We start from the raw sequence: 12576 nt of genomic DNA on the forward strand, positions 1-12576 counted from the left end.
GCTGGAGCCTGTGTGCCGGATCGTCTCGACCTCAGTCGCCTCGGCGATTTCCGCGCCCAGTTTGCGGGCGGCCTCGGCGAATGCCGGGGCGATCAGCCTCGGATTGCCGCTGCCGTCCTGCGGCGAGAACGACGCCGCGATCGCCTCGGGACCGAGACCGGGAAAGCGGGCACGGATCTCGGGTGGGCCGAGCTCCTCGAGGTCCAGCCCCCAGGGCCGCGCCGCCTCGGCATAGGCCCGCATGTCGGCGAGGCTATCTTCATCGAAGATCAGCCGGATATGACCGGTAGCGCGGAATTCCACGTCGCGGCCAAGCATTTTTTCGGCCTCGCCCCACAGCCTGAGCGAGCGATGGGCCAGCGGAAGCTGGGTCAGATGACGCCCCGTGCGCCGAATGTTGCCGAAGGAGGCAACCGTTGCTCCTGCGCCGATCCGATTGCGCTCGATCAAGGTAACGCGCGCGCCGCGCCGGGCCAGGAAATAGGCAGAAGCCGTTCCCATCAGTCCGCCGCCCAGCACGATCACATCCATGGCGCGGCCCCTTGCAAAACAGCACTCTATCCTTTGACTGATCTTGTCCGCGCCGTGGCATTGCGTCAAAGATGGGTTTGGACAGAACCCATAAGCTTTACCTATGGAGTGGCAATGCGGGCCCGGCAGCTCGAAGTGTTCATCGCCGTCATGCGCGCGGGCACCGTGACCGCCGCGGCGCGGATGCTGAACATCTCCCAGCCCGCTTTGAGCCAGATCCTGCTCCACACCGAAGACGAACTCGGCTTCACGCTGTTCGAGCGCGTTAAGGGCCGGCTGCGGCCGACCCCGGAGGCGCTCGAGATCTTCCCCGACGCCGAGCGGCTGTCGGCGGGGCTGGAGGGCTTGCGCCGCAAGACGACGGACCTGCGTCTGGGCCGGACGGGGCTGGTGCGGGTCGCGGCCTCGCCGCCGCCGGCCATGGCGATATTGCCGCGCGCGTTCACCAAAATCCGGGCCCAGCATCCCAACATAGTGTTGCGCGCTCATAGCGCGCCGATCGCCGCCATCGTCGACATGCTTCGCGCCGGCGACGCCAGTCTCGGCGTAGCCATGGACGACCGCCTGCCTCCCGACATCGAGGCGGAAGTGATCGGCAGCGTCGGTTTTGCTTGCCTGCTGCCCACCGGGCATGTGTTGGCCGGGAAAACCGAGCTGACACTCGCCGATCTCGCAGGCGAGGAATTGATATCGTATCGGGGCAACACCCGTCCTGCCGACGAACTGGCCCACGCTGCACGCGCGCAAGGTGTGACGCTTTCGCCGTCGCTCGAGATCGACGTATCCATCTCCGCGGTCGGTTTTGTCCAGGCCGGTCTGGGCATCGCCCTGGTCGACGCGCTGCTGCCTTGGCATCAGTTTGCCGGGCTTGCGGTCAGGCTGCTCGCAAATGGGCCGGAATTTCCGATTGCGCTGCTCACGTCTCGCACACGGGCACTTTCGCGGGCCGATGAGCTGATGCGCGACCAGATCCGCGCGGCCTGTTCCGCCGTGCTGGGTGAGCGTCGCTCGAAAGCATAAGCAAGGCTTATATCCTTGCTCATCATACGTCTTGGACCCGCACCATCCGGCATGCCAGTTTTGCTTGGCAGACAGGAAGGGACGCATCATGGATGGTGCCATCGCGGCGGACGAGGCGCGGAACGAAGCCGACTGGAAGGTCGGCGTCGATATCGGCGGCACATTCATCGATTTCTGCGCGCTGGAAGCAAATTCTGGGCGCGTGGCCTCGCTGAAAGTTCTGACGACGCCAGAAGATCCGGGCGCCGAACTGATGACGGGCCTCACCCTTCTGGCCGAACGCGAAGGCTTTGATCCCAAACGCATGACGCGCTTCGTGCATGGGACAACGATCGGCATCAACACCATCATCCAGCGCAAGGGCGCACCGCTGGCGCTGTTCACCAATGCCGGCTTCGAGGACGTCATCGAACTGGCGCGATTGCGAATGCCGGACATGTATTCGCTGTTTTGCTCGCGGCCGGACCCGCTGATCTCGCGCGACATGGTGTTCGGCATTCCGGCCCGCATGCGCGCCGACGGAAGTGAATCCCAGGCACCGGACATGGCGGTGGTGGCCAGCGCGGTGGCCGCGGCGAAAGCGGATGGGGCGCAGGGGATCATCGTCTCCTTCCTCCATTCCTGGCGCAACGCCGCGCAGGAGGCTGCCGTCAAGGCGACGATCGCGCGTCACGCTCCCGACCTCTTCGTCTTCTCTTCGGCCGAGGTGTGGCCGGTCATCCGCGAATACGAGCGCGGCTCGACCGCCATTCTCAATGGTTATGTCCATCCGCGCGTCTCGGGCTATTTGACGGCGCTGGAAGAGCGGCTGAAGGACCGCAGCGTGCCGGCCCGCCCGATGCTGACGAAGTCGAACGGCGGGCTGATGAACGCCGCCGAAGGCAAGCGCGCCTGCGTGAACATGCTTTTGTCGGGAACGGCCTCCGGCGTCATCGGTGCCTCGTGGCTGGCGCGTCAGGCCGGCGAAGACAAGGTTCTTACCCTCGACATCGGCGGGACCTCGGCCGACTTCGCACTCATCATCGGTGGCGAGGCGCAGTTCGGCACCGGCGAACTGATCGGCGAGTTTCCGCTCCATATCCCCTCGGTATCGGTGAGCTCGATCGGCGTCGGCGGCGGCTCGATCGCCAGCGTCGACGCGCAAGGGGTGCTGCGGGTTGGGCCTGAGTCGGCCGGTTCGACACCGGGACCGGCATGCTACGGCCGCGGCGGCGAGCACGCGACGGTGACCGACGCCATGGTGGTGTGCGGATGGCTCGGTCACAGCGAGATGGCCTATGGCCAGCTCCGCATCGATACCGGACTGGCGCATCGCGCGGTCGGCGAGCTTGCCGCCCGGCTCGGCCGCCCGATCGAGCAGACGGCGCAGGCGATCCTCGACATTGCCGTCTCGGAGATGTTCGTCGACGTCGAGAAGCTTGCCTCGCGCGCCGGCGTCGACTTGCGCGATTTCACGCTGATGCCCTTCGGCGGCGGCGGCCCGATGCTCGGCGCCTTCCTTGCCCGCGAACTCGGGATGAAACGCGTCATGGCGCCCCGCCGGCCCGGCGTGGTGTCGGCGCTGGGCGGGCTGGTGGCGGATCTGCGCGGAGACTTCATTCGCACCATCTTCAGCCCGCTGTCGGACATGTCGCTTGCCGGAATTGGCGAGGCCTTCGAGGCTCTGGCGCGTGAGGGGCGCGACTGGCTTGCGGCGCAAGGTCATGACGGGGAGGCGGAGCTCAACCTCTCCTGCGACATGCGCTATGTCGGACAAAGTTATGAGATCGAGGTCGTCCTTCAGCCGCAATGGCTGACGGACGGGAATGCGGTCGCCATCGCACAGGCCTTCCACCTCACCCATCAGCAGCTCTACGATTTCCACGACCCGGACGGCGAGATAGAACTTGTGAATGTCCGGCTGTCCGCCATAGGCGCGGGGCCGAAACTCTCCCTCCCTGGGGCCGAAGAAGTGGAAGTTGCGGCCATCCCGGCGCGCCGGCTCCCGGTCTATACGGGCCTGAACGTCGAGACCGTCGACCTCTACGAGCGGCAGGCCCTCGTAGCCGGCAGCAAATTCCACGGTCCTGCCGTGGTCGTGCAGGAAGACACCACTTTTGCCATTCCCGCGGGAGCGCAGGCAAGGGTCGACCGTCACCTCAACCTTTTGCTGACCTTCCCGGAGTAAAGCCATGTTTGACCGGACAAACCTTCAGGTTCTGGCCAACCACGCCCGCGCGGCCGCCGAGAACATGGCCCATACGCTGCACCGCACCGCGCACTCCGCCTTCGTCAAGGAGACGCAGGATTTTACAGTGATGCTGATGGACCGTTCAGGCGCAACCTTCGCCGTGCCGATGGAACTCGGCGCCACCTGGTATCCGGGGCTTTCATATCACCGCGCGATCGCGATGGTCGACGACTACCGGCCGGGGGACGTTGCGTTCACCAACGATCCCTATTCCGGCCACGTCGCCACGCATGCGCCCGACACGCATCTGTGGAAGCCGGTCTTCGTCGACGGCGAGATCGTCGCCTGGACCGGAGGGCATATCCACAACACCGACATGGGCGGCGCGGTGCCGGCTTCGCTCAGCAGGGCGCTGACCGAAATCCATCAGGAAGGCATCCGCTTTCCACCCATGAAGCTGGTGAACGAGGGCGTCTTCGATGAGACGATCCTGCGGATCATGAGCACCAATGTGCGCAAGCCCGACCTCAACATCGGCGACATCAAGGCGCTGGTCGGCGCGCTCAACACCGGCGAGCGCAAGATCCAGGCGATGGTGAAGAAGTTCGGCAAGGCCGGCTTCATCGAGGGCGTTTCCGCGCTTCTCGACCATGCGGAGGCGCAGGCGCGCGACGTGCTGCGCGCCATGCCGGACGGCACATGGCAGTTCGCCGATTATGCCGACGAGGATTCGGTCGAAGCCAATCCTTGCAGGCTGAAGCTGACGCTGACGATCAAAGGCGACGAGGCGGTGCTCGACTTCACCGGCTCCGATCCGCAGCTCGGCTCCTCGCTCAACGTGCCTTCAGGCGGCGACCCGCGACACACCATGCTGCTGGTGGGCGTCTATTACGTGCTTTACACGCTCAACCCGAAGATACTGCTCAATACGGGCCTCACCAGGCCGTTTACCTGCATCACGCCCGAAGGTTCAGTGCTCAATCCGGTCCATCCCGCTGCTGTGGGCATGCGCTCGCTCACCTGCGCCCGGCTGCGGTCCGTCATCTTCGGTGCCTTCTCGCAAGCCGTGCCGGAGCGCCTGCCCGCAGCACCTGCCGGCAACAACTGCATCGTCAATGTCATGACGACGGACGAGCGGACCAGCAAGACTGTCATCACGGCGGTGAATCCCGTGGTGGGCGGCGGCGGCGCGATGCCGCATCGCGACGGGACCAATGGATCGGGCGCGGATGCCGCCTATCTCAAGAACACGCCGATCGAGATCACCGAGACCGAGACCCCGGTCGAATTCGTGAAATACGGGCTCGCCAGGGACAGTGGCGGTGCAGGGCGCTGGCGCGGCGGCCTGGCGACCGAGATGGCTTTCCGTGTCTTCGCCCCCGACTCCAGGATCACGGCGCGCAACCGCGACCGCAGCTTCTTTCGTCCGTGGGGCGTGCTGGGCGGCAAGGCAGCCGGCCTATCGGACATGATCGTCAACCCAGGGACCGAGCACGAGCGGCGGCTGGGCAACATCGACACTGCGGTGCTGCAGCCCGGTGACGTGCTCGATATCCGCTCCGCCGGAGGCGGCGGGCGCGGCGATCCGCGTGAGCGCGAGCCCTGGCGCGTCGCGCAGGATGTGCGGCGTGGCTATGTCACGCGAACGGCTGCCGAGCGCGACTATGGGGTCGTCATCCGTGACGGCGAGGTCGACGTGCAGGCGACGGAAAGACTGCGTGCGCGGCAGGGACCAGCCGTCGGCCATTTTCATTTCGGTCCGGAGCGCGATGGCTACGAAGCGCAGTGGACGCCGGCGGCCTATGACCTGCTGACCGCCATACTGCGGGACTTGCCGATCCACTGGCGGTTTTTCGCCAAGACGGAGATATTCCGTCGCATGAAAGGGCGCTCGGGACAGGAAGGCGTCCAGGCTGCGTTCGATGCGGTCTGCGAACGGTTCCCCGAACTGCCCAGTCCTCGCACCGTGCGAGAGGCAGCGGAATGATCACCGCCGGCCGCATCGTCCGGCTGGCCGAGCGCGACCGCGCAGTGGTGCATTTCTTTCTCGACGGTGAGATGCGCGGTGCCCTTGCGGGCGACACCGTGCTGACCGCCATGCTGGCATCAGGACATGCATTGCGAAAATCCGAATTCGGACCCGAGCCGCGCGCCGGCTTCTGCCTGATGGGAGCCTGCCAGGATTGCTGGGTATGGCAGGACGAGGGACCGCGCATGCGGGCGTGCTCGTCACTTGTCAATCCAGGCATGCGGTTGCGCACGACGCCACCGGAGAGCTGGCCGTGAGCGAGACCTCGTCGCCGCGGATCGTGATCGTTGGCGCCGGTCCGGCCGGCATAAGGGCGGCCGCGACGCTGGTCGAGGCGGGACTTCATCCGGTGGTGATCGACGAAGGGCAGCGCGCCGGCGGCCAAATCTATCGCCGGCCACCTGATGGGTTCGTCCGCACGCCCGAGCAGCTCTATGGGTCGGAGGCGGCGAAGGCGCGCGCGCTGCATGCGCTCTTCGACCGGTTGGTGGCAGACGGGCGGCTTACCCATTGCGCGGACAGCTCGGTCATAGCAGTGCATGAAGGTCGGCTGCAGATGCTGGGGGAGGGCGGCGTGCAGCAAGTCAGCTATGATCGCCTGATCCTTGCCACCGGCGCATCCGATCGTGTCGCTCCGGTCCCCGGCTGGCAGAGCGCCGGCGTCTACAGCCTTGGCGCGGCGCAGATCGCGCTGAAGGCGCAGGGCGTCGCGCTCGGGCGGCGCATCGTGCTCGTCGGATCGGGGCCTTTGCTGACGCTGGTCGGCACTCAGCTCATCAAGGCTGGAGCGGATGTGGCGGCGGTGCTCGACACCTCCCCCTGGCGCCAGCAGATGCGGGGGCTCTGGGACCTTGCCGCCCGGCCGTTGGTCGCGCTGCGCGGTCTGGCCCTGCGGGCGAGGCTCGGCGGCCGCTACCATGCGGGCGTGAAGCTCGAACGGATCGTCGCCGACGGAAAGGGGATCTCAGCGATGCGCTGGCGCGACGCCGGCGGAAGGCAACACCTCACGTCATGCGACACGATAGGCATGGGCTGGCATTTGCGGGCGGAGACGCATCTCGCAGACTTGGCGGGATGCGCCTTCATTTATGACGAGCAGTGGCGGCAATGGCTGCCAAAGACCGACCGGATGGGGCGCGCCGGCGGCGGAGTCTATCTTGCGGGCGATGGAGTTCGTCTTCTGGGAGCAGATGGCGCGGAGATCGCGGGACGCCTTGCCGCGGCGGCGTGCCTTNTGCCGATCTCGGATTGCCGGCGCCTTCCCTCGGTGCCGATCTGCGCAAGCTCGCGCGGCTCGAACGCTTTGCCCGTGGTCTGGTTCGCGCCTTTCCCTGGCCGGCGGCGATGGCGCGGGCACTCCCGGACAACGCGGTCGTCTGCCGCTGTGAAAACGTGACCGCCGCGGCCGTGCGCCAGAGCTCCGATTTCGGCGGCAGCGAAGCCAACAGGGTCAAAGCGCTGTCGCGCGTCGGCATGGGACGATGCCAGGGGCGCTATTGTCAGTTGGCCGCCGTCGAACTCATCGCGGCGCAGACCGGCTGCACGCCTGGCGCTGTCGGCCGGTTTCGCGGGCAGGCGCCTGTCCGCCCGGCGCCTGTCGGTGCCTTTCTGCAGGACGGCTCATGGCGTCGCGGAGACCATGTCTAGATGTCGCAATGTATCGTGCCTTAGAAGTCGGCAACTTTCCCCCAGGCTGAAGCGTCGAAGCGCCTGGGATCGTAGGATTGCGGATCGACGATCGGTTTGGAACCAGTCATCAGATCGGCGACGAGATGCCCGGCGCCGGGTCCGATGCCGAAGCCATGCCCCGAGAACCCGGCAGCCAGGAAGAAACCCGGAACAGTGTTGATCTCGCCGATGGCAGGCACGCCGTCGGGCGTGCTGTCGATGTAGCCGGCCCAGCTTGCGCTGATCCTGGTCTGGCGCAGTGCCGGCAGCAGTTCGAGCGCCCGGGCATGGGCCAGGCGGATGGTCGCCTGGTCCGGAACCGGATCGAGGATGCGCATCCGCTCCATCGGCGTCGGCTGATCGAGCCGCCAGTGTCGGAGCGTTTCGTGGCCCGAGCGCATGCCTTGCAGGCCGCCCGGCGCGAGGCTGCGCCACCGCTTCAGGAACATGGCCAGGAACTGGGAGGAGAAGCGCAACTGCTGCGGCGTCACGTCCACACGGCCGCGTCCACTTATGGCGAGCGTGTAACCGCCGTCGCCGCGACGCGTGACCGAGACCCCTGCCGTATGCAGCGCATCAGGCAGACCCTCGGCGCCTGGCGAGACGGAGAGGATGGAGGAGCGGATCGACGCCTGCGGAAAACGGAAACCGAACTGCCGGCAAAAGGAAGAGGCCCAGGCGCCCCCGGCCAGCACCGCCACCTTGGTGCGGATCGTTCCGCTTTCGGTGACCACACCACTCAGTCGTCCGCCTTCGGTCTCGATACCGCGCGCGGCGCAATTCTGGTGCACGGAGCCCCCGAGCTTGAGGATGGCCCGGGCAACCGCGGGCGCGGCCCGCGACGGATCCGCGGTGCCGTCGGTCGGCGAGAACACGCCGCCCTTCCAGGTCCGGCCCGTGGCGCGGCCCCGCTCGCTGGCCTCGGCGCTGTCGAGCATGTGCGTGGTGACGCCGGCCGTCCTGGCGAAGTCACGCCAACGCACCCAGCCAGCCAGTTCCGCATCGTCATTGCTGAGATAGAGCAAGCCGCACCGCCGAAAGCCGGTGTCTTCATCTGTCTCTGGGGCAAAGCGCTGCCACAGATCGAGGCTGCGCGTCGCCATGGGCAACTCGCGCGCGTCACGGTTCTGCTGGCGGCACCACCCCCAGTTCCTTGAGGACTGCTCGGCGCCGACGCGTCCCTTTTCGACAAGCGCGACCTTCATGCCGCGCCTGGCCAGGTAATAGGCCGCGAAGATGCCGACGATGCCGCCGCCGATCACCACCGCGTCCGCGGTCCGTGGCAGTTCGCCGGATGTCTCGATTTGCTGCAGTGGTGCGCGCATGGTCTCTCTGCCTTGACGCGCCAATCTACCGTGTTGTGCAGGCAGCCGGTGCCGCAGTTGACGCTGAAGCAGAATTTTATTCCGGCAGCCTGGGCGAAATCGGGAGCCGCTGCGTTTCAAGCGCTGTCCGCTTGGATGGACAGGCCTACGGGCTGTGGTAGTGTCAATGCCTATGAGCAAGGCAGCATTTTGTGCTACGGCCTGCGTTCTGCGGAGACGACCGTGAAACTGGATCGGATCGATATCAAAATTCTGTACGAGTTGCAGAAGAACGGCCGCATCACGAATGTGGAACTGGCTGATCTGGTGCATCTGTCGCCAAGCCCATGCCTGATGCGGGTCAAGAAGCTCCAGTCGGAAGGCTACATCGAAGGCTATTCCGCGCAGGTCAATATCGGCAAGCTCGGCCAGACGCTGACCGTGTTCACCGAAATCACCTTGAAGAACCATCGCCAGGTGGACTTTGCCCGCTTTCTCGCCGTGGTGGAGAAGATCGACCAGGTCATCGAGTGCCACCTCGTGTCGGGCGGCTACGACTATTTGATGAAATTCGTGACCGCCGGCATCGCCGAGTACCAGACCATCATGGAACGGCTGACCGACATGGATATCGGCATCGACAAGTATTTCAGCTTCGTGGTGCTGAAGTCGCCCATCATCAAGGCGCACATGCCGCTGCCCAGCCTGTTTCCGAGGTAGTCAGCGATGGCCTTGCGCGCGCTGCGCTTGTCGCCTGCAGCCCGCTACAAGGTGTCTGGCCCCAATATCGGGTGCAGTGCCTTCAATTCGATTTGCATCTCGGCAATCATCCAGGCGCAGATGTCGGAGACGACAGGTCGTAGCGGCCTTGAGCGCGGGGCAATCAGCTGATGGATCCGGCCCGTCTTGATCTGCCTGTCCGAGGCCAGGACAAGGGTTCCCTGAAGCAATGCCCTTGAAACGTTGCTGAGCCAGCCGAGCGCCACGCCTTCCCCGTTCATCGCGGCTTGAAGCACGACCGCGTAGTCCGAGAATTCGAGCCACTTTGCCCTGCTGGTCTTGCGGTCCGCCACACTGCCCCAGGCGTCCAGCCATTGCTCCTTGGCGTCGGTCAGGTGAAGCAGGGCATGACCTTCCCCGGTTCCGGCATGGATCAGCCGACCGTGGGCCGACAAATAGGATGGGCTGCACACCGGAACGATGATCTCAGGCGAGAATGCCCAGTGGTGATAGTGGGGGTCGTCATCGGCCAGGATTCTCGTGGCCAGGTCAACATTCTCGGCGGGTCCTCGCAGAACGCCCGCGGTCAGTTCGAACCTCAGATCGACGTCAGGAAACCTGGTGTTGAAAGCCCCTAACCTGGGAACGAACCAATAGGTTGCCAGAGAACTCGAAAGGGAAAGGGTGACCACCGGCTTTGCAGCGCTGTTCTGCTTGATCCTGCGGATCACTTCCGCGATGCCGTCAAATCCCTCCCGCACGGCCGAATAGAGCACACGTCCGTCCGGGGTCGGGGTCAATCCCGTTGCGCCTCGTGTGAAAAGAGGCACACCAAAATCGGCCTCGAGTTGGGCAATGCTGCGGCTGATCGATGGTTGCGTGACGTTGAACTCGCGCGCCGCGGCCGTGAAACTACCGGACCGGACCGCAGCTTCGAAGACAAGCAGTCCGCGCGCGGAGGGAACGAGTTTTGCAAAACCAGCCATGCGCCCAGCGTATAGGCACCCCAACAATTTGCAAGCTTTCTATGAGCTCGGAAATGGCGAACTATAACCCTGATGAATGGGTCGGAGCAGAACATGAAGACAGCGGCATCCCAAGCGGGCAGCACATCCAGCGATCCTCTGCTTCAGCCGTTTCGGCTCAAGGGTCTGACGCTGCGCAACCGTGTCGTCAGCACCAGCCATGCCTCGATGCTGGACGATGGCGGCCTGCCGCTCGAGCGCTATCAGCGCTACCATGAGGAGAAAGCGCGCGGCGGCCTGGCGATGACCATGGTGGGCGGCTCGGCCATGACGTCGCCCGATTCGAGCTGGGGCGGCGGTCAGCTGGACCTTTCCACCGACCGTATCGTGCCTCATCTCCAATCGCTATCGCAGCGGGTGCATCGCCACGGCGCCGCCGTCATGTGCCAGGTCTCACACCTTGGCCGGCGTGCCACCGCCTATGCAGGAAACTGGTTGCCGCCGGTGGCGCCGTCACGCGTTCGCGAGACGAGAAACCGGAATTTTCCGAAGGAGATGGACGCCGCGGACGTCGACAGGATCATCAAGGATTACGCCAGTGCCGCAAGGCGCTGCCTGGACGGCGGTCTGGATGGCGTCGAAACCGTCACCGGCGGTCATCTGATCGGTCAATTCCTCTCGCTCAGAACCAACAGGCGCACGGATGGATTTGGCGGTTCGCTGGAAAACCGCGCCCGCTTCGGCCTGATGGTTCACGAGGCGATCCGCCGCGCGGTGGGCGATGATTTCGCCGTCGGCATCCGGTTCGTGATCGACGAGGCGGCCAAGGACGGATCCGATTTCGACGAATGCCTTGCCTTTGCCAGGCTGTTCGAACGGGAAGGTCATCTCGACTTCTTCAATTGCATCTTTGGCCGCATGGACACCGACCTGTCACTGGCTGAGCAGAACATGCCCGGCATGTTTAACCCGAGCGCTCCGTTTCTACCTCTGGTCGGGCAGTTCAAACGGGAAACCAGACTGCCCGTGATCCATGCCGCAGCGATCCGGGATGTAGCGACGGCGCGGCATGCCATCCGCGAAAACCTTGTCGACCTGGTCGGCATGACCCGGGCGCATATCGCCGACCCCGATATCGTCAACAAGGTGATGCGCGGCGAAGAAGAACGCATTCGCCCGTGTGTCGGGGCGTCCTACTGCCTGTACAAGAAGGTGCAGTGCATTCACAACCCGGCCAGCGGCCATGAAACGATCATCAGCCATACCATCGTGCGGGCCGAAAGACCGAAACGGGTGGTCGTGGTCGGCGGTGGTCCGGGTGGGATGGAAGCGGCAAGGGTTGCTGCCGAGCGCGGCCACAGAGTGAGCCTGCTCGAAGCGGGGGTGCGACTTGGCGGGCAGGTGCTCGTCGCGGCCTCGGCGTCCGATCGCAAGGATCTCATAGGCATAGTCGACTGGCGCGTCGACGAACTCGCGCGCCTTGGCGTGGAAGTCCGTCTCAACACCTATGCGGACGCAGAGATCGTCCTCGCCGACCAACCGGATGCGGTCATCGTCGCCACAGGCGGCGTACCCGATATGGACCGACTGGAGGGTGCCGAACATTGCGACAGCGTCTGGGATGTCCTGACCGGGGTCGTGCCGACGAAGGACGACGTGCTTATCTACGATGAAACCGGACGCCAGGCCGCGATTTCCTGCGCCCTGCATCTTGCCGGTCCGGAGCGCGTGGTCTGCCTTGCCATAGCCGACGACACGCTGGCGATCGAAACGCCCTATCCCGACCGGGTGAGTTTTCGCAAACGCGCCGCGGAAAGCGGCATCCGCGTCGTCAGCGATGTGCGCCTGGTCAAGGCAGCGCGCCAAGGCAACGGCATCGCCGCCACGTTCCGGCATGAGCTCACCGGTGCGGAAACGGAAATGACCGCAGCCCAACTCATTGTCGAGCGCGGCACGGTGCCGATGGAGGATACCTATTTGGACTTGCGGGCGCGCTCAGCCAACAACGGCGTCACCGACATAGCCCTGATGACGGGCACGGAAACGAGGCGGGACAATGGTCCGCAAGCTGCCGGATCATTCGTCTTGCACCGCATTGGAGACGCGGTTGCCAGCCGGGACATCTACTCGTCGATCTATGAGGCCTACCGGCTCTGCTCGCAATTGTAG

9 protein-coding genes and 1 pseudogene are annotated in these 12576 nt (G+C 65.0%); 7 read left to right on the top strand and 3 right to left on the bottom strand.

Features of this window, described 5'->3' with window-relative positions; all coding sequences use genetic code 11:
• On the bottom strand, positions 1-531 hold a 531-nt coding region (locus tag X743_RS139585), incomplete at its 3' end, for an FAD-dependent oxidoreductase (protein WP_023769070.1).
• A gap of 114 nt (positions 532-645) precedes the next feature.
• Here X743_RS139585 and X743_RS139580 point away from each other — a divergent pair.
• From X743_RS139580 to X743_RS01890, 5 genes and pseudogenes are all read left to right on the top strand, one after another.
• The gene (locus X743_RS139580; RefSeq protein ID WP_023769071.1) at positions 646-1551 is read left to right on the top strand and encodes a LysR family transcriptional regulator; all 906 of its coding nucleotides are present in this window, start codon (positions 646-648) and stop codon (positions 1549-1551) included.
• An 88-nt stretch (positions 1552-1639) separates the two neighbouring features.
• A complete protein-coding gene (locus X743_RS139575) occupies positions 1640-3718 on the top strand; it encodes a hydantoinase/oxoprolinase family protein (protein ID WP_023769072.1) in 2079 nt (692 codons plus the stop codon).
• Positions 3719-3722: 4 nt separating this feature from the next.
• Positions 3723-5708, top strand: coding sequence for a hydantoinase B/oxoprolinase family protein (locus tag X743_RS139570; RefSeq protein WP_013894042.1), 1986 nt, complete (start codon positions 3723-3725; stop codon positions 5706-5708).
• Positions 5705-6007, top strand: coding sequence for a (2Fe-2S)-binding protein (locus tag X743_RS139565; protein ID WP_023769073.1), 303 nt, complete (start codon positions 5705-5707; stop codon positions 6005-6007). Before X743_RS139570 ends, X743_RS139565 begins: the two co-directional genes overlap by 4 nt.
• Positions 6004-7397: pseudogene (locus X743_RS01890) on the top strand (FAD/NAD(P)-binding oxidoreductase). Before X743_RS139565 ends, X743_RS01890 begins: the two are co-directional and overlap by 4 nt.
• A 20-nt stretch (positions 7398-7417) precedes the next feature.
• Here the strand turns inward: X743_RS01890 and X743_RS139560 are convergent.
• Entirely contained in the window at positions 7418-8743 is a 1326-nt protein-coding gene (locus X743_RS139560) for an FAD-binding oxidoreductase (protein ID WP_013894045.1), read from the bottom strand.
• Positions 8744-8965: 222 nt separating this feature from the next.
• Between X743_RS139560 and X743_RS0137490 the strand changes: the two genes are divergently transcribed.
• Positions 8966-9442 (top strand): Lrp/AsnC family transcriptional regulator, encoded by a 477-nt coding sequence (locus X743_RS0137490; protein WP_031250456.1) that lies wholly within the window; start codon positions 8966-8968, stop codon positions 9440-9442.
• Positions 9443-9486: 44 nt separating this feature from the next.
• Here X743_RS0137490 and X743_RS139555 read toward each other — a convergent pair whose 3' ends face one another.
• The gene (locus X743_RS139555; RefSeq protein ID WP_023769077.1) at positions 9487-10428 is read right to left on the bottom strand and encodes a LysR substrate-binding domain-containing protein; all 942 of its coding nucleotides are present in this window, start codon (positions 10426-10428) and stop codon (positions 9487-9489) included.
• Between the two features lie 93 nt (positions 10429-10521).
• Here X743_RS139555 and X743_RS139550 point away from each other — a divergent pair, with 93 nt between their 5' ends.
• Positions 10522-12576: an NADH:flavin oxidoreductase gene (locus X743_RS139550; protein WP_031258733.1), complete on the top strand. Its 2055-nt coding sequence runs from the start codon at positions 10522-10524 to the stop codon at positions 12574-12576.

This window comes from Mesorhizobium sp. LNHC232B00 (assembly GCF_000502435.1).
GTDB lineage: Bacteria > Pseudomonadota > Alphaproteobacteria > Rhizobiales > Rhizobiaceae > Mesorhizobium > Mesorhizobium opportunistum.

Bases quoted from the DNA above. Each gene is read 5' to 3' on its own strand.
- X743_RS139575 (WP_023769072.1), top strand. From the start codon at position 1,640: ATGGATGGTGCCATCGCGGCGGACGAGGCGCGGAACGAAGCCGACTGG.
- X743_RS139570 (WP_013894042.1), top strand. From the start codon at position 3,723: ATGTTTGACCGGACAAACCTTCAGGTTCTGGCCAACCACGCCCGCGCG.
- X743_RS139550 (WP_031258733.1), top strand. From the start codon at position 10,522: ATGAAGACAGCGGCATCCCAAGCGGGCAGCACATCCAGCGATCCTCTG.
- X743_RS139555 (WP_023769077.1), bottom strand. From the start codon at position 10,428: ATGGCTGGTTTTGCAAAACTCGTTCCCTCCGCGCGCGGACTGCTTGTC.
- X743_RS139565 (WP_023769073.1), top strand. From the start codon at position 5,705: ATGATCACCGCCGGCCGCATCGTCCGGCTGGCCGAGCGCGACCGCGCA.
- X743_RS139560 (WP_013894045.1), bottom strand. From the start codon at position 8,743: ATGCGCGCACCACTGCAGCAAATCGAGACATCCGGCGAACTGCCACGG.
- X743_RS139580 (WP_023769071.1), top strand. From the start codon at position 646: ATGCGGGCCCGGCAGCTCGAAGTGTTCATCGCCGTCATGCGCGCGGGC.